Here is a 20,907-nt window from a genome sequence, read left to right as displayed (position 1 = left end):
GTCAGTGCGCGTTCGGCACGGGTGCATGCAATTGAAAGCAAATTTTTCGGCCCAGCCTTTTCAGGCGCGTCTATCGCGAACCAACGGCAGCTGCAAATTGTCGGCAATGTTCGATCAGCTTGCCAGTTTCGTCTGGCTTGAAGTCGAGGCTGGCGTCCAGACGTTCAATAAAACTCTGTTCAGCATCTGCGTCCACCGGACCGTATCGAAGGGTTGACCGGTAAATCTTCACAGCCGAGGCTTGGAGAGCCGTTGAAAGGGAGGTGGCCGATGCTGCCAAGAATGCCCTAGCGATCGCCCAGCGTGACATGGCAATCAGAAAGAAGACGTCGTCGGGCATCGACGAATAGCGAGGATCGATCTGCAGGTGATCGACCAGAGCACCATCGCGCCCCCCTACCCAGATTTGCTGCAAAAGGCGGCCTGCCCGAACAGCGAAGGTCAGTTCGCGATCTCCCGTCGAGCCGGGAGCTAATGCCATGAGCCTAGCTGAACCGCCATCTGCCTTTCGGTGCTTCTTCGTACAGGCAAAAAGCATCAGATTGAGCATGAAAGCCGTCTGAGCTGTAAGGCGGTTCGAGACCGACTGGGGATGCTCGGCTAGATAACGGAGCATCTTCTCGAAGGCGGCCATCGCCTTAAGCAGTTGCCTTCTTCGCCGTTCAATGTCGGCAGGAGTGAAGACACGTTCCTCAGCCGTTGTGGCGCTTGGTCCAGTGTTTTCGTTAGGCTGACCGGCGGCTTCCTCGGGGGCTACTTCATTAATTTCATCGCCATCCTCAGTCTCGCCAGCGTGGAGATCGCGATCTTCTTCCTCGTCGCGCTTCTTCCGCGCCTCCTTACCGCCAACGTCGGTCACGCCCCGCAGGATGATCGCCAACAGATCAAGCAGGCCAGGATCCTCAAGGCTGAAGCGGCCACTCTCGCCGGTGCCGGGACGCCGAGCCACGGCACGCCTAAATTCGTCGGGCGTCTCATACTCCCTTGGCTCGGCGGCTGACGATGCGTGCTCAGCCCGCTCGGTCGCATGCCCCTGTCTGGTCGGCGCACTATCATCCAGCGCAAAAAGGAGATGGGCCTGAAGGGCAAGATCGATGATGTCCTCTTCGCCCGCGAGCACACGATTAAAAGCCGTTCTGAGTCTCCGATCAGTGACGCCCGGCGACGCCAACCTCAGGGCTGTTTCATCGTGGACCACGATGGGGTCACTCACCCGACCATCACCAAATTGCACACGAACAATCACTGGAAATACAGGGTCGAATGGCAGAAGCACCCGATGCTGGCCATTGCCTACCGGGTTCACCGGGAGCGCACTTCCGGTCAAAAGGATGCTCGCGCCAGCGGCATCCTTCCCTTTAGGGGGCCACCAAGTGAAGGATCGCTCCACTGCCTCAATCGTGCCGGCGGGCACGGCGGAGTGGCCGGCCTCGAACATCTTGGAATCAGGTGCTGGGCGCCGGATGTCGCGGCGATCAATTACGTTGCCCAGGTCTAGTCCAAGCAAATCCATTCCACGCCCCGGCGGAAAACGCCGATACACGGAGACCTCGGCATTTCGGGCGGATTTAGTCACGCTGCCCAGTGCCTCATCTGAACAGTTGGCGCTCCCGAATAGCAAGTGGTCCGCCACGTCGGTCTCGATCAGAATAACCTTTGCGTGAAGAAAACGATGCGCATCTTCATCATCATGAACAGCAGAAAACTTCGCGGGATCATCGGCGTCGATGGCGTCGATCGGGAATTCGTTCTTGGCAGGATTCAACGCGATGATGGTCGGACAATGGTTCAGGGCGCGCCGAAGCTCTTGAAGCGCAGACAGATCGTTATCCCAATATGGTGAAATCACAACCAATCGCTTAGCCATTTCGCCAGCGGTCAGCGCCGACAAGCGATTCAAAATTCCCGGTGTTCCGTCCCCCCTCTCGCAAAAAAGATCAATTGCCGACCCGTCCGGCAACTCGATCGGATCGGAATTGGATCGCAGTTCGCCGAGCCAAGGAGAATCTCTGCGATGGAGATGCAACTTAAAATCCATGGCATCACCAGGTATGGCCGCAAGCCAGGACTCGAGATAGTCATAGGCCTTTCGGATGAGCGGGCCAGTCACGGTCGTCGTGGGGTCCTCACCTCGACGCGACCAGTCTATGGCCGTAAAGATCTCTTGGTTGCTTCCCCACCCAGCAGCCGTCGCGTTCGCGGATCCGATTATGAGGCGCGCTCGATCCGTACCGAGGCGCAGATGAACTTTGGGATGGAAGCAACCCGAAACCTGGATGGGAACGAGCGCATAGCGGCGCCCGGCGTTCCTAAATGCTTCCGGAGTTGCACTTAGTGCGCGCTTTAACATAACGGCATCCGCCAACATAATGTTGTTCTCGCAGCCGTATGTACGAAGTCGGTATTCGATCGATCCATCATAGAATGCGGGATCGACCGAGTATGTCGTTATGATTGATGAGTGCCAGCCGGAGCGAGCAAGATCCTTAAACAGGCTGGTTTTCACTCAAGAACCTCGTTCCAGATTTTGTAACGGTAGACCCGTCGTAAAGATTCGCATCTCGAAGAAACCGAATGAGATTCTTTATGCGAGGATTTGTGTAGGCGTAATTTGTCACCCGTCCATCCGATACGACCCCATCGGACAGGGTGAAGTGATATGTAAAAGTGCCAGATGCGGCGAGTTTTCTTCCGGCAATCGTGAGGTGATCGGCGATCAGATGACGACGAATCGTCTGCATTAGCGCGTCTTCGACAGTGTTTGAGGCTTGTGCATCTAAAGTGCGCAAAACACCAGATAGAGACCTCCCACCCCTTCCGGCATAGCCTTCAATCATCGTGCGAACCGAGGTGTCCTCTCCACCCCAACGGTGCCAAAGGGCCGCAATCAGTTGAAGTGCGCTCGATAGCCCATCCTGGTTTGACGCCAATTTGACGTCACGCAGTGTTGAGAGAATTGGCTCAGCCAGAGCCTCCTCGGATCCGATGAATTCCTCACCAATTTCAGCCGACCAATCGCGCCAGGATCGGCCTGAGGTGCCTAGTTTTGCCAACAGTGGTGCCAGCAGCTTTGTGATGAGCAAATTTGGCTCCAAGCCTAGCGGATATTTCTGCAGCTCGGTCAGCAGCCCATTCAAAATCGCCTCGAAGGCGATGTGACATAGTTCGTTAGCCTGAAACGCCATCCATCGATCTATGGTGAGTCCAGTTACTCGATAGGGTGATCCGTCTGGCCCATGCCGATTATAGAAGGCTTTGCGAACGCCAGTTTCGTCTTCCGCAGAAACGCCTAGGCGCAAGAGGTCGAGAAGTAGCCATGCCGAAGATCGCCGTGCACTTCCGCTACCCCCAAGTTCGTTCGTTGCTAGCAGGTAATTGCGAAGCATGGCCATTTCTTTTGAATCAGCCGGTATGCGTGACGGATGAGCCGCGTCGCCGATCTCCGCGAGTTCTGCTGGAGTAACAGTGCCTGTTCTTATTGCGTTTGAGATCAGTGCGGTGGTCTTGCCAACGGATTCAGCGAAGGCGCTTGCCATGTCCCGTCCTAGCTGATTGCTGACTATCGGGATACGTGTGGACGGTGTCAGCAACTCGACTTCCGTCATGCTGGCAATGTAGAACTGGCCGAAATTTCCTCGTGTGGCTTTCAGGTATTGACCGCTCTGTCCGGGCTGATCGGTATGTGGCCGCAGATCGATCGTGTCGTTCGGTAGCGCCTGTCGGAAGGCGCCGGCCCAGAGCCCCCCGGCCAACCCATCGCTTTGCTGGGGGTCTACTATATTGCAAGCCAAAGCATAGAGCGCCTCTGCGCGTCGAATGAAGATACGCCACTTGGCCTCATCGCCAGAGTGTTCCGTCTCCTCGTAGTGTTGGATCACCCAGCAATAGAACGAATAATATCGGAGCCGATTGGTCACGTTCGTCAGGCCAGGAACAAGGGTGCGGTACATCCTCACCGATGTCGCCTGCATGCCAAGCGGATCGCGGCCCAGCGTCCACGATCCTGCTTTCGTCCAAGATGGCAGTAGCTCCACGGCGATCTCCGAACCTGCTTATTGTTAATAAAATAAGAATTGATTGGAGCGTGTCTCCACTTCATGCATATTTTATTAGAAATAGCGAAAGATTAATAATGCATTTCTATCTGCGTGACCTTATATGTTTCAGCATTATTATTTAAGTTGTGTATATTGGGATATTGCTGGCTAGCCGTAATGCGCGAAAGCATTAGAAATTTTATTGATTATGTTTACTAAAATTTAAGCGCACTCTGATTCCTGCGTTGACTTGGCTGTGTGCTTTGAAAGCCACTCTCGCGCTTCCCCACAACCTTCATCTGCGGCCTCATTAATCCACTTTTCCGCTTCATCGATGTTTCGATCAATTCCGTCACCAGCGTAATATAGCAACCCGATGTGATGCTTGGCGATCACTTCACCACGATCAGCGGCCGTCTTGAACCATTCCATGGCAGCCTTCGCATCGCGCTCGACCCCGTAGCCGCGCAGAAACATTATTCCGATTAGGTAGGCCGAACGAGCCTCGCCTTGTTCTGCGGCCATGCTTATCCAATGTGCTGCCTCGCTGTAGTCGGGTTCAATGATTTCACCAAACAGATAGGCTTGGCCCAGGTAGGCTTGGCCAAGTGAGCAACCGGCCATGGCCGATTTCTTGTATAGCTCCATGGCCTTCTTGTTATCCGGCTGAGCGGTCAAGCCCCGCCGATAAAAATCGCCCAGGATTGCGGTTGCCCTTGGATTTCCCTGGATCGAAGACAAGCGAATCCATTTGAAGGCAGCTTCACGATCTGCAGGGGCCTCACAGCCACTCAGATAGATTCCGAGGCCAAGTTGCGCCTCAGGCTCCCCTTGACGAGCAGCTTTATTGTACCAGGCCAGTGCCGCATCCATGTCCTTGGGGACATCATACCAACCGAAGTGAGATATCTCAGCCATCCTATGCTGTGCGACTGCGAAGCCGCCCTCAGCTGCACGTCTGAACCATTTGACGGCCTCTGCAAAATTCTTCGGCGCCTCCTTCCCCCGCACAAATACTAACCCAAGATTGTACTGAGCGATGGGGTCGCCTTTCTCCGAGGCACATTTTAACCACCTGACTGATTCAGCGCCGTCCTTTGGCACTCCCTCAGCTTCCAAATACATGACACCCAGATAAGATTGTGCCTCGGCGCTTCCTTGCTCAGCGGCCTCGAGAAACCACTCAACGGCCTGATGGGGATTGAGTGTGCATCCACGCCCGGCTCTGAGCCTCTTTCCGAGTTCAAGCTGGGCGTCAAGATCGCCCATAGTGGCTGCTCGACGGAGCCAGTTCATGCCCTCATCGTTGTTGGCCATAACGTCATAGCCGTCCAGCAGAATCCTTCCGAGGAAGTATGCGGCTTCAGCCACCCCATCCTCGTAGGCATTGGCAAGCATTTCCATGCCATACATGACGTTCTTTTCGCCGCCATCCCCGCGGACATTCATCATGCCGAAGTAGCATTTTGATTCAGGGGAACCCATTCCGGCCGTGCTTTCCAGCAGGCCCCGTGCTTTTGGCAGGTCCTTTGCCGCGCCATCTCCGTACAGATACATCATAGCAAGGTTATGCTTGCTCCTGATGTCTCCTTGCAGGGCAGCGAGCTGATACCACCTCAACGTTTGATCCGTGTCTTTCTCAATTCCACTTCCAATTGAATACGCCTTTGCCAGGTGAAATTGGGCCTGGACATTGCCGGACTGAGCAAGTTTTTCAAGCTCCCTTATCGCCTCGGCAAAAAAAAGCTGGCCACCTGAGGCATCGTCGGTCAGCGCTTTAATTTTGAGTGTAGCCTCGTCCTTGTGGGCGGGCGCCGCAAATTGTTTAAGGTAAAGCCTAAAGTCTTCTGAGCTGTTGCTTGCCGATATAAATTTCCATACGAACGCGTCTATTTCGGAGTCATCATATTGTAATTTCATTTTTCCCTCCGTTTTCACGCGTCATTGAATTTGCATGATAGTTGTTTTCCGCGCCATTTCTGGAGACACTTCTCTCCGCCACTCACGAGATCATCGTATACCTTGATGAAATGGCGTCTCGCGTCCTTGCTGGCCCAGGGTTCAAGACTGATGCTCGGCAGCTGACGACGAACCCCCGTGATCTGCTTCGCTTCGGATTCTGAAAATCCAGCCAGCCGGGTCGCTTCAATACATGCAGCAAGCTTATCTGCCGCGTTGATGGCGTCTGCCCAAGGTGATGGAAGGGTCGGTGGCAATTTGAAGGCTAGGTGTACAGCCTTTGCCACGCGCTCTTCCAGGGCCCTATAGGCATCCCCAACTGCGGACTTGAATGGTGTAACAAGATCGGCAGTGACGTATTCCGGGGCATCGTGCAGCAGCGCAGCAAGCACACCTTTCGCGGGCAATTTCGGGCTGTCATACGCGACAAGCTCGGCTACCAAGATGCTGTGCTGCGCGACCGAGTAGCCATGTTCACCAATGGTCTGACCGTTCCAACGCGAAATTCGGGACAATCCGAGCGCGATATCTTCGATTTCGATGTCGAGGGGGGATGGGGAAAGAATATCCAGTCGGCGCCCTGAAAGCATTCTCTGCCAAGCCCGACTAATTGCGGTAACTTCTCCCATCACCGCCTCCACAATAAATTTTCGACCGCCGTCAGCAGCCGGAGTGCGAGGTCGTGTTCAACCCATAGGCCATCACTGGAAAATTCATTTGCTCGGCGAGAAGCCTCCCTAATCGCACCCTCGCCATAACGATGAACTAGCTCGAGTGCCGCAGCCTCGATCGCGGTGGTGGAGTTGGGCTTGGTTTGATTTGGCGTTGAAAGCATCATCCCAAAAGTGTCGCATGGTCAGGTGACCATTTTGGACATATTAGGGTAGCGCCGGCCAGGAGACCCTGTGCTGCTCAACCAAATCAGCAAGACTCTTTGGCTCTAACACCTCAACCTGGCTTCCCCAGGTGTAAAGGTGCCAAGCCATCTCGAGATCACCGGCGGCGCGAAACTTCACAATCAGAGAGCCATCTTGCTGCCGCTCCAATTGCTGAGCAGGATGGAAAATGAATTCGGCAGCATCATCGGCGGCTTCTGGTGAAAACCTCCATGTCGTATCGATCGCCTCACCCTGGAAGAGGCCAAACGATCGAGACGCAAATTCATCAATTTCGAAGGCAGGATCACGAGTGAAGGGCTCTGAGGAGATTTCAACCTTCTCAATGTGAGGCAGGGCGAACAGGGCAAAATCGTTTGCCTTGGGGTTCTCATGCCAACCAACTAGGTAGTTCCTATGGCCATGGAGGAAGCCGTAAGGATGAACCAGGCGCTCATTAACCTTTTTTGTGCGGCGGTTTCGGTATTGGATGCGGATCTTGCTGCAAGTCATGATGGCTTGCCGGATATCTTCAACGACCTCAATTCGTATCCTAGGCCTAGGCCCCGGCCGCGCCGCAAGGCCCTCCGCCTCTAGCAGGACCTCGAGATCAGGCTCTACTCGGCGGGCAATATCTGGCTTCATTAATGCACGCAGTTTGGCGGACAGGGTTGCAAGTTCGGCGGCCTCACCTTCGCGATTGTCCCGCTCCAATAAGCGCGACGCCGCCTCAAGCGCAGCGAGTTCCTCAGCTGTAAATGCAATCAACCGATCGAGAGTTCCCGGGGGAATGCGCCACCGCTTTGTGCGGTCCCCTGTCTCTACCTCCTCGGCCTGGGGAAAATTTCGCAACAAGGCGTCGCGCATGCGCATGGCTGTGCGCCGCCCCACGTTAAACTTGCCTTCGATGTCTGAGAGAGAAAGCCCGCCTCGAGCGGCTTGCATCTCCATGGCCAGTTGCAGGAGATTATCGGCTTTCTCATATCTCATGGGAGCCTCGGAACATTGGTGACCAAATCTGTCAGGCAGTCTGACTGAATGCAGCAAATGGATCAAGCCGCATGAGAACATATGGTGACCGATTCTGACTCAGGTTCTCTGCTATAGTGCCAGACATGGAAAAGCTGATGTCCACGAAGCCCGCGCCAACACCATCATGGCACCTGACCGATGAGGTTCTCATCGAGGTGCTTACTGATGGCCAAAAGCGCATATGGGGGCGATGGGACCGACAATTTGGCTGCTGGGATTGCGACGGCAATCAGATTTTGCCAGAGGGGCGGTTGCTTGGTCGTCTTGGAACTTGGCTTGAGCCAGAAGGTCCCCGTGATGAGGAATGGTATAAGTCTAGGGCAGCTTTGGCGGCTTACTGGTCCATCATTCCAACCCCTATCCGGCTCGCAGTTTGGAAGCGTGATAAAGGTCAGTGGAGGGCTCTACTCGAGGAATGGTCGAGAAGATCTGATCCGCGGGGAGGGCTCTGTGAAGGCGGGCAGTGACGCCACTAGCGCATAGTACTTAGGCGTCAAGGAGGCGAAGATGCCTAGGAGGACAAGCCAACTCCTTAAAGTCTCGTCTCGGTGCGGTGCTGATTTAGAGCCTCGATGCTTGGTTGCTTGCTAAATTCCTTTGGGCGACGAAACTTCCTGCCTTCGAATTGACCGTAGTTCGTTTCCGCTAGTCGCTTCGCAATGACCACTGACCACGAAGCAGTGTCGATCGCAATCAATCCGAGGTCAAAAAGTGTGTGCAGGTCAGTCCTGAGGAGGATGCCGTTCCGGACGTCGTTCGTTTCCTCCCCTTTATAGGGATGGATGTGCGCGGCATCGAGCAATTCTGGGATTTGGCAGTTAGTTATGGCGCACTTGCCCTCATAGGCAACTAGCAAGGTGTTCCGGAAAGCTTTCTGCCCACGTCGCCGAACAATGGATGCCAGAACCTTTTCTCTGGCATCTTTGATGTTCGTCGGATTGAAATCCCGCGCAACCTTTTCTTCAAGTTGATCTAAATTAGGTGCCCCGCTCCACCACATTGCAGGAGGACTGCCTCCGAATTTGGCCTCTGCCTGAAATTGGAACGCGGCGTATAACGCAGCATCCTGACTCTCTGAGATTGGTTCGCCTGAGGCCTGAGCTCTAACTTTGTTCTCGAGAATGCGACTAAGCTCAGGCTCCCCAATCAGTATATGCTTTCTTGGATCGACCAGCCTATTGATGCGTACTGGCACCCTCCATCTGTCCAGCCCATTTTCAGTGGACCGAAATGGAATGCCTGAAATCTCTCCAATTCCAAAAATTCCTTTTGGTCCTGCGCCTTGCTTGAGAACCCAAACTCGATCGCCAATTTTGGCTCGCCTATGGGCTTTTATTCGCCATGGCTCATCTACGCTCCCTGTGCTGGCTATGGTCTGTAACATCCTTAGGATGTTTTCATGTGGCCACCCCTTTTCAGTCCATGTCATTAGAAAGGCAGTCATCTATCCCTCGATGCAAATGGAGAAGCGTTTTCCAAATTATACTATTCCGACATTTCTCAGAAAGATGACCCACCCGCTCCTAATTAACCCGAGAATAGCGATATTCTGGCCTAGGCGGAAGATGGGCTGGCATGACTGGATCGTGCGCGGAGCGGTCGGCATCGTTGACATCATCGTACCCGGCAAGGCGGCTACGCCGCATCGATTTGCAGCTCATCTTTCCCCGCTGTCGTCATGAAATAGCTCAGGCATCGGGTAAGTGTGGGTTGAGGCGTCGATGATTTCCTCTGCGGCCATCAACACGAGATCCGCCGCCAACCCATACCCAGCGGCACGGATGTCCTTGGCGAAATAATCCAGCGCCTGGATCACCGCAACGATCGAGGGGGTATCTTCCACTCCCGCAGAGCGAGGTGTATGGGTCTTTAGATATATGACGTTGGACATCGGCGTTCCTCCGCTGACCAACCTCCGATATCACTGCGTCCATTTTGGTCACTATTGCCGCCTAGTGCGTTGGCGTGACCAAATCTGTCATGCATAGCCAGTATCCTTCCAGTGTCATATTCAATGGTCGGATGTCATTAGGAGAGGGACCTGGCTATGTACGGGGCAATTACTGGCGACATTATCGGCTCGATCTATGAATTCGAGAACCACAAGAGCAAGGCATTCCCGCTCTTTAGTGAAGCTTCGTTCTTCACGGACGACACCATCTGCACCATGGCGGTGATCGAGTCTCTGCTGGACGATGTTGACCCCGCCATCACCCTGCGAAAATGGGGTGCAGAATTCCCCGATGCCGGATACGGGGGAATGTTCGGAACTTGGTTAAGAAGGCCCGATATGCCGCCATACAACAGCTATGGCAATGGTGCCGCTATGCGTGTCAGCCCTGCGGGCTTCCTGGCTTACAGCCTTGATGAAGCCATTGACCTGGCAATCAAGGTGACAGCGGTGACTCACGATCACCCCGATGGCATCGCGGGAGCAGTGGCGACATCGTCGGCGATTTATCTCGCCTACCAGGGAGAGGATCCGTCGGCGATCCGGTTATTCATTTCGGAGCGCTTTGGCTACGACATGGGCCAGTCCGTCGATGAAATTCGCCCGTGGTACGAGTTCGATGAAACCTGTCCCGGCAGCGTTCCCCAAGCGTTGACCTGTGCCCTGGAAGCCACGTCCTACGAAGATGCAATCCGCAACGCCATTTCCATCGGCGGAGATTCAGACACTGTGGCCTGCATCGCAGGAAGCTTGGCCGAGGCCCTATTCGGCATGCCAAGCGAGATTGCTGCCGAGGCGGAACGGCGTCTCTACCCATCCATGAAACGGCTGATGGAAAGAATGTACCATGATCGGGGGCGGCAAAATCCGGCGAAGGGTTGACCTGAGATGGAACACTTGCCGCCGATGAGGACTAACATATCTGTTCATCCTCAAAACTTTGGGGCTGAGCAAGCCGTACTGGGCGCCATCCTTCTCTCCAATTTGGAATACGAGAAGGTTTCAGACTTCCTTAGGCCCGAACATTTCGCATTTCCTGTTCATGCCCTCATATACAAAGCCTGCGGCATGCTGATCGAACGCGGGCAGACAGCGAATTCGGATGCGTTGATACCCTTCTTTTCGGAGGCGGATGAACTTACCAAAATCGGCGGATCAGCATACGTGCTTCAGTTAACCTGCGCAGCAATGAGAGAGAGCAATATAGTAGAATGCGGCAGGCTTGTTCTTGACATGTATTTGCGCAGAGAATTATCTGCATTATGTGCAGATGTTGGAGCCAGCGTTCAGAAAATTTCCCCAACAACTTCAGCCATTGATTGGTTGGCGACAGCAGAAGCCAGAATCCATGAACTTGCAGTTATGGGTCAGACCGAGGGCGGCTTCAAGGATTTAAAGAGCGTCCTGATCAACACCGTCGGTGCCGCCGAGGCCGCCCACAAGCGCGAAAGCAACCTTTCCGGCGTTCCCACAGGCTTTAAGGATTTGGATGCCATGCTGGGGGGGCTCAGTGATTCCGACCTGGTGATATTGGCCGGCCGTCCCTACATGGGCACCACCTCGCTGGCAACCAACATCGCCTTGAACGCCGCCTGTGCATACAAAGAAGAGGTGGACAGCTTGTGGCACAAGAAGGCGGTCGATGGAGCCATCGTCGCCTTCTTTTCTCTGGAAATGACCTCCGAGCAGTTGGGCAGACAAATTCTGGCCAAGCATGCGGAAATCGTCAGCCACAGAATTCGGCAGGGCGATTTGTCCAACGAGGAGTTCGAGCGCCTAGTGGTCTCTGCCCAGAACATCCACCGGTTGCCGCTGTTCATCGACGACACGCCGGCCCTGTCCATTTCGGCGGTGCGTACCCGCGCCCGGCGGCTTCAGCGCCAGCACGGCCTGGGCCTGATCATCATCGATTACCTGCAATTGCTGCGCGGCTCGTCGTCGAACTCGGAAAGCCGCGCCCGGGAAGTGTCCGAGATCACCCGCGGCCTGAAGGCTCTGGCCAAGGAACTGACGGTGCCGGTGATCGCCCTGTCCAAGTTGTCGCGCGCGGTGGAACAGCGGGAAGACAAGCGGCCGCAACTGTCCGACCTTCGCGAATCCGGCTCCATTGAGCAGTACGCCGACGTGGTCATGTTCATGTTTCGTGAACAATACTATCTGGAGCGCGCCGAGCCCAGCCAGCGCTCGGACGAGGCGGCCGAGAAGTTCAACGAGCGCCACGCCGAATGGCAGCAGCGCTGCGAGGAGGTGTGGAACATCGCCGAGGTGATCATCGCCAAACAGCGTCACGGCCCGGTGGGCACCGTTCGCCTCTCCTTCCTGGGCGAATACACCAAATTCGGCAATCTGTCGGCAGTTAAAGAATCTGCCTCGCAGCACAACAGGAAGATAGGCCGTGGAGCGCGCACAATGCCAACTGCATGCTGCTCCAAGCTCATTTCTGAGGTTCACTCCGGAGCGCCGCTACTTAATTCCCCATTCCATGGCGAGCCCCATTGGCAACGGGTTGCGCTTGCGGGAATGGCGATTTGCAGCAAAGAGCCACAGGCGGATCCCTTGGTCATCGTCTTGTTCGCGTTGATGCACGATTGCCGTCGACATGACGAAGGTTTTGACCCCGAGCATGGCGCGCGAGCGGCCGATTTGGTTGGCCACCTGTTCAAAGCGGGCTTCCTCCCGATAACTTCAGATCAGGCCGAACTCCTTCAGCAGGCATGTGCTGACCACAGTTGGGCGCGCCACTCGATTGATCCAACCATTGGTGCATGCTGGGATGCGGATCGCCTTGACCTTCGGCGATTTGACATTGAAATCGACCCGGGCCGCCTGTCGCTGCCCAATCTACCGATCGGTGATATTCTGGCAGAAATAGACGCTAGGATGCCGTTATTCCCTGGCTGGGAAAAGCTGCTGGGAGATTGATCGCTAATCATACCTACTTGGCTACCGATCATGCCCCCCTCCAGCTTCGCACGACCAATTTATCACGCAGGAAAGTGATAGAGGTTATCGGCAAGCTGAGGGTCTGAGATCCAGCCTTCCAGCGGATCAATACTTTCCGGCGCGCCGAATCTGTTGTCACGTTGCTGCCATGCCCAAGCGGCCTGCACGGCACAGAGCAGCGCATCAAGATCATCTCCACCAGGGTCTGCGCAGAGGCTGTTTGGTGCTTCGATTGAGAACCCGTAGCGTTTTGGGGCTTCTTGGCGCAAAGAGTTTATGAGATCAAGGCGCGCCTCAGCCTGGTCATCAGTCTGCTTTTTCCGCGTGTCGCTCTTATAGCTGCGGCGGCGGATTAATTGGCGGGCGAGGACCCCTGGATAAGCCTCGACAGCAATGCGTAATGGATCACCTTCACGTAGATGCGGGATGGTTAGCCCTGCCGCCAACAAACGCGGGCTACCCTCGAAGAACATCAGGCCAACTGGAACTCCGTAGAGCTTTTGCGGGCTGATCGATTCTGCGATCTTGTCGGTTGTGCGACGATGCTCCTTGTCACCGAAGGGGCGGCGTTCGCGATAGCTGGTCAACACCTCCCGAAAACCACTGCGCCCAAGCTTTCCAGCCAGTTCGACATATGCGGCCCACGAAAGTGGCCAACCGATGGTCTCGATGAACCGGCGAGATTGACCGAAAGGAAAATCAAAGCCTCCGATCCAGGGGCCCGGCCTTTCTAACGCAGTTTCAAACTCACCGAAGGTCGTCCACTCCTCCAAAGACCGGTACCGCAAAACTCCGCTGTCCAGCGTGCAGTGCAGGCAGGTGATTGGTTTACGCCTGGAAGGCTTGCTTGTGAAATCAATGCCAAAAATGTCCATGTCCTGAATAGTAGACAAGCCTGCTACGAAATTCGAGCCAGTTTCTCAGCGTTAGCGCCGTTTATTTGGTGGATATATCAAATTCGGAAGCCGGCCAGTTGGTTCGGTCACATCCGACATCTCATGTCAGCATCGAACATTTTGTGGAGCTGGGTTCGCAGGTGACCAAATTGGGCACCGTCAAAGTGTATGTTGATACCTAATGACCGGAGACTGTGATGCTGACTTTCCTGGGGTGGATATTTGTGGTCTTGGGAGTTGGGATGATCGTTCGTGGATCGTCGCACCATCGCTCGGATCGAGACTGAAATCGACCGGGCTCCCCCGATCTGTTTGGGTTGCGTTGGCGATGTCGTGAAAATGTAATTCAAGACCTGATCCGCACGGACGACAATGTGACCATATCTGTCACTAAACTGCGGCATTCTTCCTGGAGTGAAGTTGGCCTCCTCTTCTGGTAGGGCGTTTCACTTTCTGATTTTTTGGGCTTATGAGGCCAAGTGATGCGGATCCTCTTCTTCCTCGCCCTTCCCATTCTAATCATCCTCTACCGGATGATTGCCCCCAGTAGCAGGAGCCATTGATGATCCCGAATCACGCCGTGAAACTCGTGGAGGGTCCAGATGATGCGGCCCCACGTGACCTTGGCTATCAACATGTCACGGTCGAAGATCGGGAAATTGAAACAGCAAAAGGATATCGAAGGATCGCTTTTGCGGTGATCCATTCGGCAGATCTTTGCAAAGCACTGAGGTTACATATTAGGACGACGAACCTGTTCCGTACGCCCGCGGAAGTGCCGCTTTCACTATTAGTCAGCAAGGTTTTCCAACTCAGAGAACTGGGGGACCGGTTGGCTGAGGTCCAAGGGTTCAGTCAGCTGATAGGCTTGCTGGAGGCCGCAGCGGCCGAAGAAATCGATCAAGTGCGGGGCATGACGGCAGAAGGGAAAGTCGACTACAGCCATCTTCACCTCCTATTTAAAGCCGAACAGGAAGTTGCCATCGGTGAAGGTTCTGAATTACGAGGCGGTAGGGTGGTTGGCCATGAATACGCGTCAGACATTTGGGGAGGGGAGCGTTTTGAAGTAACGATTACCTACCTGATGTCGGATGGACGGCGGCTTGTATACGAAAACATGACAGCCAAGATCCCCTACTTCAATGGAGTCGTAGATACATCTGAGCTGCCAATTCGGGTTCTGGCTAAGGCCGAAAAGGCATCTCTACAATCGCGCGGCGAGAAATATGTAAAAATCGCCATCGGGCCCACCTATGCCCAGTACTCTGGCACTCTCGTTCGAAAAAGCTGGTGGAGTAGCAACCAGTACAAGGCAAATGGTCGCGTAATGATAGACCGCACGAGCATGGCCAGAATGGAGCCCGATTATTTTCGTGCCTACCGGGGCAACAACGATTGTGACGATGATAAATCGGTTGCCACCCAGGAAAGCTACTGGATGTGCGATAAAACCCTATATGGGTTTAGTTTTGCCGCAAAAATGTGGGGCGAAATGGACCTTGATATGCTTCTGCCGGTCGTATTCGATGAAGCAGCATTCGATATGTTGGTCCTGGCTCCCGATCTCAAAGAGCAAATCCTTGCTTTGGTTGAAGGAGCGGGCAGTTCATTCTCTGATGTGATCACAGGCAAGGGCGGCGGGTGCATTTTCTGCCTTCATGGAGAACCTGGGACTGGCAAAACCCTTACCGCCGAGGCGGTGGCCGAGGTTCTTAAACGTCCGCTGTATTCCATAAGCATCGGTGAGCTTGGAACCGTGCCGGACGAATTGGAGAAGCGCCTGCGAACCATCTTGGATATGGCGAGCACGTGGAATGCAGTCGTCCTGCTGGATGAAGCCGACATCTTCCTCGAGAAGCGTGACGAGAACAACATCGTCCGCAATGCAATGGTCGGCATTTTCCTGCGGTTGCTCGAATACCACCAGGGCGTCCTATTTCTAACGACGAACCGGGTAAGGAATTTCGACCCCGCATTTGTCAGTCGGATCAGTATCGCCTTGCACTATGGGCGGATGACATCTGAGACCAGGGAAAAGGTCTGGGCAAATCTGCTCCATGCTGCAGGCATCAAGGGGATTGACCCTGGTGAAATGTCCGCACACGACATCAATGGCCGGCAGATAAAAAATTCAATCCGCCTAGCGCAGTCTTTGGCCCGAAAAAAGGGAGAGGCTGTTGGCATTCCGCACCTTAATTCGGTGATAAGCACCGCGGCCAAATTCGCGAGCGACCTGGAACGTCACCAGGTGATTTAAATGCGGCGAGAGGGTGGCGATGCCTTGCTGACGCTGACGCACCACGCTCTGTGCTCGATTTCAGAGGACAACATGCACACCAAAAAAGTGGTTCGGGTCGTCATCATAGCAGGGTTGACCTGGATTCTATCGGGGCTTCCCACGGCTTATGGGGCCGAGCCTGAGCGCAAGCCATCTCATGAGAGGCTGCTTGGACAAAACTGGAAATTACAGTTCTTAGAGGGCGTAGATTCAGAAAGGTTCTGCCATCTATCGGGAAAATGGAAGAGCGACATCACATTAAATCTCATTGCATCAAAAAATTCAGTGAATATATATTTATTTTCAGCCGACTGGGGCATCCCAGAAGGCAGTTATGGAGATATATACTTTTTGTACGATGACATTGTTCTTAAAGCGATGCCTTTTAAGCGATCTGGAAATAATACAATTACGCTTTTCGGAAATGAGAATATTGACCTTACAGTTCAGGCAATCGCCCTGTTGGCCGTATCACGTAAGCTCCAGGTCAACATGTACAATGGCGAGGCGCTAAGGGCATCTCTGGCATCATCAAAGATGGCCATAATTGAGTGGGAAAAGTGCGCAAACTTGTGGGCTGGGCTGCCGATTAGGATAGCTACCCAAAGCCAGGTAGGGGCGAGATGATTCTTTATCTTGATCTTGATGGGGTCATGCTTCAATCCGTCGATGGCTCTGTTTGGAATTCGACCTGGAGAGTCGCTCCGTATGCCGCCCAATTTTTGAAATGGGCTTTAGCCTACCATTCGCCAATGTGGTTGACCGCACGGGACATGGACGGGTCCGGAGAGGGCATTGTCACGGCATTTGCCAATGCGATCGGCACCACTAGGCCGCTAATGGAACTGGCTGCTCGGGTCCCGTCTTGCCAGTGGAGCGGCGCCAAGACAAACGCGATTGAATTAAGTTCGAATTACCTCTGGCTGGATGACAGTCCTCGCCCAGAAGACCTGATCGCACTGGAGCGCGAAGGATGTATTTCTCGTTGGTTGGAGGTGAATACCGACGTGCGGCCTGATGACCTTCTGCGCGCGATGTGCCGGGTTGGCACCCTCGCTGCGGTCAACAAGCCTGAAGTGATTTCTCATGATCAACCAATGTGGCTATTGGATCTTTTGCGTGGGGCTCAGTCTATGAACTGGTGCTTCAAAATCGGCTGTACGACCTGTGGGGCTGGTATGTTCCGATCCGCTCTGACAACTCATCTGTGCTGGCGAGTTGGAGTGAAATCACAAGAAGCCGACCAACGTAGAGGCTTCAACATGGTGGCAGCCCTGTCTCCGCCATATAGACGAGCGGTGGTGGAAACTGCAGCTAACGACATTGCCAATGCCGACATCAAGGCCGTTATTGATACAGGTCGCGGCTGGTATGACGGAATGCGCATGATCTTGAGCGAGATTGGCATTTCACCAGAAAATTCGAACAGCCTGCCATTCGATGTGGACCTCGCTGTAATTGAGTCCCTAAGAATCAGCCCGGTTTGGTCTGCGGTAAAGGCTGGCGTTGATAATTATGCGGCAAGAAGGCAGCAACAGACCGATCGGCACCAAAAACGGCAGGCTGATGACCAATTAGCCGCTCGATTGCGTAGGGAGGCTGCCGATGCCGCTTCTAAGCTGAGAACTTCTGAACAGGTTGCTCGATCGCAAAAAATTGCAACTGGGCTCACAGAATTTCGAGTGATGTCTCCGTTTGAGCGATTAATGGAATTGGCTGATGATCGCCTAGAAATCCCTCTGGGGGCATTTTCTTCAGACGATATCCCGATGACTCCTGAGATTATTAGAGCTTTGCCTGAAGATGTCCGGTCCGCATTGGTCGCAAGGATCGGCATGCGTGGCCATCATTTCCAGAAGCTGAAGCAGCTTCTGGAAACTCCACGGATTTCCGACAACGCCAATGGATACAACGGCTCCAAACCGAGAAAGGTCATCGCTTAGCGCCTGCTTGAGGCCCCACACCTCAAGGCATCCCCTATGTCTCAGTTGATTGCGGTCCTCTCTCATGCCTTGCCCCCGTGGGGATAATACTTGTACCCCGGCCACAAATGGCAGTTTCTTAGATTTGGATGACCACACGCTCGGTATCACTGACGATCACTGAGACCCGAATTTTGCCGTTCAATTTCTCGTCGAAGGCGGAGCCGAAGATGATATTGGCCTCGGGATCGACCTCGTCTCTGATGCGGTTGGCAACCTCGTCAACCTCAAGCAGGGTCATATCCATGCCGCCGGTAATATTGATCAGCCCCCCCTTGGCCCAATTTATCGAGTTGAAGTGCAGCAGCGGGCTGCAGATGGCAGCCTCTGTTGCCTCGACAGCGCGCTTGACGCCCTCGGCCTCGCCGGTTCCCATCATGGCCTTGCCCATCGCGCTCATGACGGTGCGTATATCGGCGAAGTCCCGATTGATCAGGCCGGGCATGATCATCAGGTCGGTGACGCTGCGCACGCAGGAATACAGCGCATCGTCGGACATCTTGAAGGCGTCGGCGAAGGTGGTGCGCTCGGTGGCGACGTGGAACAGGCGCTGATTAGGAATGATAATCAGAGTGTCGATGCACTGATGCAGTTCCTCTATGCCTTGCTCGGCGGTGCGCATACGGTGCGCTCCCTCGAAATGGAATGGCTTGGTCACTACGCCCACGGTCAAAATGCCCTGTTCACGGGCCGCCTTGGCGATGACGGGAGCCGCGCCGGATCCGGTGCTGCCGCCCATGCCAGCAGCGATGAACACTATGTTGGCGCCTTGGATCTGGCCCACGATCTCGTCGAAACTTTTCTCAGCGGCGACGCGCCCTCTGTAAGGAGTCACGCGGCCACCACAAAGTACCGGAATGGCCGGACCCAAAAAAATGCGGCTTTTGGCGCAGCTTTCGTCCAGGGACATGGCGTCGGTATTGGCGGAGATGAATTCGACCCCGGTCAATCCGCACCCGATCATGTGATTGATCGCAATACAGCCAGCACAGCCAACCCCAAATACCTTGATGTTGGGCAAGTTAGCAGAGAGTGCTGCTGGTTTTGGCAGAGACATTGCACCCAACGGGCTAGCGACGAAAGACGCGGCCGCAGCCTGCAAAAATGTTCGACGACTAATTTCAAAAGACGAACCTGACATCATCGCCCCCTGCTCTCATCTAAGTTTAGCATGCCAGGATTGCCCACCTGACCTGAGTTCCCCGACTATGTCCACGGAGCCCCAATGGACAACAATTTCAGCCGGTCTTTGGCCCCCAATCGCCCTTAGCGGCCGCCCAAAACGGCGAAAGATCGCCTGCATGCTCGAGATGGCGTGCCGGGATGGCTGAAGCTCCCCATCGCGCACCGCCAATGCTGCCGACCAGAACCGGGCAGTAATTTGCTCCTCCGGCAAAATCAACCGCGTCATCCATCGCTGCCCCGAACGAGGAGTTCTGATCAATAAAATACAGAGCCGCCTGAAGGGTGTTGGGGGCAAACCCGTCAGGCTTAAGCGCTTCTGCCGATCTTGGGAGTACGGCCATACCCGGCGCTTTGGTCCAGAACCCCGCGCCCTTAAGTGCCGACTGCCATGTGGAACCTACGAGCAACAAACGACATAGCACCACCACGAAGGCGGAGACGGAGCCTGCGATTTCAGATTTATGGGTAAAGGAAGCTTCGCGGTGAGCCTCACTCACCAAGACCCCGGTCGAAATGCCCGCCATCGCAAGTGGGGCAGCACGGTGGGCAGGATTGCACCCCCCGGTCATGCCACCCAATTCTTGATCCACGGATGCGACAGCGTCGTCCCAAGGCATCCCTGCATTCACCTTCATCATTACTGCGTCAAATACTCGCCCCGTGTCGTCCCCTCCTGCCCGCCACCATGAGAGATATCGCCTCTTCAGGTCGGTATTGTAGAGCCCGTCGAACTCGTTGAGCGAATAGGCCAATTCCAAAGCCATTGCCCGAGGACCGCCGATCTTGTCGCCCGCTGCCAATCCCAGCAACACACCGCGTCGACGATCGGCTAAGGAGGGGTCTTCTGGTGGACGGGCATCTGTATAATGTCGGATCGGTTCCCTTGGAGCCCCAGCGAGATGCGCGGCATCACCTTCGAATTCAAGCCATGGGCACGGCCGGCTGGGCCCGAAAAACTGGTTTACGACGGCGACGTCTTTCCACAACCCATCAGACACCAGTTCCATTCCAAGGGATTCAAGAACGGATAGGCTCGCCTCAACATCCTGCGCCCCCATATGCCCGAAGGCGGCAAGATGGCTGTCGGCTCGGTATGGACCACCACAAAAATCATATTCAAAGGCCGGAAGGCCGCCGGGATACTTGAGCGCGATAGCGTCCTTGCGCACGATGATGGTTATGAACTCTATCGTAACGCCCATTATACCTGCCCCTGTCTGACGCCCGTAGAACATGGGTGTGTTTACACGGCAAATACGTCAGATACGGTCACAGTGCTCCATTTGCACTGTCCAGCGCCGCCATGGCCTGCTCGCCGCCACTGTCGGGAAGACGGCCACTGGCCAGCTTGAAGGCCAAATCGAAGTGTAGGGCTGTCGAGATCGTCAGAGCCTGTGGTTGCGCCTGCATAAGGTTTCAGCGCTGATTATTGTTCGTTGGGAGGAAAACTTGATTAGAAGGGGCGGGCCCAAAATTTTCGCCTCATCGTCCGCAGTCACGGAGAAGGTTCGATTCCTGCCCTTTCCCCTCCGCCACTACTTCCAAAGAATAGATTCTCTGACGCATAGAGCCTTGGGCGAAAGCCCAAGGCTCTGCGCCGTTTATGGCCAGTAGCTGTTGACCTTCTGGTCTTGTGGCTGCGCATTCTTAACCAAATTTCTCTTCTCTCCCGCCCTGTTTCTCTGGAAGCTGTTGACCGCCACCAAACGGTACGGGTTTTAGAGTTGCAAGTAATTCAAAGAGTTGCGGCGCCAAAAGCTGTTGACCTT

General features: G+C 54.6%; 15 protein-coding genes. 5 read left to right on the top strand and 10 right to left on the bottom strand.

The annotated features are described in order from the left end of the window. Positions 1 to 70: 70 nt before the first annotated feature. The 7 genes from CCC_RS19400 to CCC_RS19370 form a co-directional block, all read right to left on the bottom strand. The gene (locus tag CCC_RS19400) at positions 71 to 2,506 is read right to left on the bottom strand and encodes a phospholipase D-like domain-containing protein (RefSeq protein ID WP_041042747.1); all 2,436 of its coding nucleotides are present in this window, start codon (positions 2,504 to 2,506) and stop codon (positions 71 to 73) included. Next, positions 2,487 to 4,034 carry a hypothetical protein gene (locus tag CCC_RS19395; RefSeq protein ID WP_152619817.1) on the bottom strand — a complete coding sequence of 516 codons (1,548 nt, stop codon included), beginning with the start codon at positions 4,032 to 4,034 and terminating at the stop codon, positions 2,487 to 2,489. The genes CCC_RS19400 and CCC_RS19395 overlap by 20 nt, the downstream gene beginning before the upstream one ends. Positions 4,035 to 4,259: 225 nt before the next feature. After that, positions 4,260 to 5,957 (bottom strand): SEL1-like repeat protein, encoded by a 1,698-nt coding sequence (locus CCC_RS19390; protein ID WP_041042743.1) that lies wholly within the window; start codon positions 5,955 to 5,957, stop codon positions 4,260 to 4,262. A 14-nt stretch (positions 5,958 to 5,971) separates the two neighbouring features. Beyond that, positions 5,972 to 6,625 carry a YfbR-like 5'-deoxynucleotidase gene (locus tag CCC_RS21845; protein ID WP_041042741.1) on the bottom strand — a complete coding sequence of 218 codons (654 nt, stop codon included), beginning with the start codon at positions 6,623 to 6,625 and terminating at the stop codon, positions 5,972 to 5,974. A 249-nt stretch (positions 6,626 to 6,874) separates the two neighbouring features. Further along, entirely contained in the window at positions 6,875 to 7,861 is a 987-nt protein-coding gene (locus CCC_RS19380) for a helix-turn-helix transcriptional regulator (RefSeq protein WP_041042739.1), read from the bottom strand. A 574-nt stretch (positions 7,862 to 8,435) separates the two neighbouring features. Beyond that, a complete protein-coding gene (locus CCC_RS22620; RefSeq protein WP_082036697.1) occupies positions 8,436 to 9,347 on the bottom strand; it encodes an HNH endonuclease in 912 nt (303 codons plus the stop codon). A 213-nt stretch (positions 9,348 to 9,560) separates the two neighbouring features. Beyond that, entirely contained in the window at positions 9,561 to 9,794 is a 234-nt protein-coding gene (locus CCC_RS19370) for a hypothetical protein (RefSeq protein ID WP_041042737.1), read from the bottom strand. A gap of 156 nt (positions 9,795 to 9,950) precedes the next feature. Between CCC_RS19370 and CCC_RS19365 the strand changes: the two genes are divergently transcribed. Both CCC_RS19365 and CCC_RS19360 read left to right on the top strand, forming a co-directional pair. Continuing rightward, positions 9,951 to 10,736 (top strand): ADP-ribosylglycohydrolase family protein, encoded by a 786-nt coding sequence (locus CCC_RS19365; RefSeq protein ID WP_041042736.1) that lies wholly within the window; start codon positions 9,951 to 9,953, stop codon positions 10,734 to 10,736. A 6-nt stretch (positions 10,737 to 10,742) separates the two neighbouring features. Next, entirely contained in the window at positions 10,743 to 12,776 is a 2,034-nt protein-coding gene (locus tag CCC_RS19360) for a replicative DNA helicase (protein WP_082036696.1), read from the top strand. Between the two features lie 62 nt (positions 12,777 to 12,838). Here CCC_RS19360 and CCC_RS19355 read toward each other — a convergent pair whose 3' ends face one another. Then, positions 12,839 to 13,672 (bottom strand): DUF429 domain-containing protein, encoded by an 834-nt coding sequence (locus CCC_RS19355; protein WP_041042735.1) that lies wholly within the window; start codon positions 13,670 to 13,672, stop codon positions 12,839 to 12,841. A gap of 583 nt (positions 13,673 to 14,255) precedes the next feature. Here CCC_RS19355 and CCC_RS21380 point away from each other — a divergent pair. Genes CCC_RS21380 through CCC_RS22255 form a run of 3 tightly spaced genes read left to right on the top strand, consistent with a single transcriptional unit; the run spans position 14,256 to position 17,914 of the window. Continuing rightward, complete coding sequence (locus tag CCC_RS21380) at positions 14,256 to 15,950, top strand: ATP-binding protein (protein WP_052473368.1); 1,695 nt, start codon at positions 14,256 to 14,258, stop codon at positions 15,948 to 15,950. A 24-nt stretch (positions 15,951 to 15,974) separates the two neighbouring features. After that, the gene (locus CCC_RS19345; RefSeq protein WP_152619816.1) at positions 15,975 to 16,598 is read left to right on the top strand and encodes a hypothetical protein; all 624 of its coding nucleotides are present in this window, start codon (positions 15,975 to 15,977) and stop codon (positions 16,596 to 16,598) included. Further along, the gene (locus tag CCC_RS22255; RefSeq protein ID WP_152619815.1) at positions 16,595 to 17,914 is read left to right on the top strand and encodes a hypothetical protein; all 1,320 of its coding nucleotides are present in this window, start codon (positions 16,595 to 16,597) and stop codon (positions 17,912 to 17,914) included. The genes CCC_RS19345 and CCC_RS22255 overlap by 4 nt, the downstream gene beginning before the upstream one ends. 118 nt (positions 17,915 to 18,032) lie before the next feature. Here the strand turns inward: CCC_RS22255 and ftsZ are convergent, their stop codons facing one another. Further along, on the bottom strand, positions 18,033 to 19,097 hold the full coding sequence (gene ftsZ / locus CCC_RS19340) for a cell division protein FtsZ (RefSeq protein ID WP_322097234.1): 1,065 nt from the start codon (positions 19,095 to 19,097) through the stop codon (positions 18,033 to 18,035). Between the two features lie 94 nt (positions 19,098 to 19,191). Beyond that, on the bottom strand, positions 19,192 to 20,340 hold the full coding sequence (locus CCC_RS19335) for an ADP-ribosylglycohydrolase family protein (RefSeq protein WP_041042731.1): 1,149 nt from the start codon (positions 20,338 to 20,340) through the stop codon (positions 19,192 to 19,194). Positions 20,341 to 20,907 lie beyond the last annotated feature (567 nt).

Source organism: Paramagnetospirillum magnetotacticum MS-1 (assembly GCF_000829825.1).
Classification (GTDB): Bacteria; Pseudomonadota; Alphaproteobacteria; order Rhodospirillales; family Magnetospirillaceae; genus Phaeospirillum; species Phaeospirillum magnetotacticum.
Note: the sequence above shows the minus strand (reverse complement) of the source record. Positions and strands in the feature narration are given on the sequence as shown.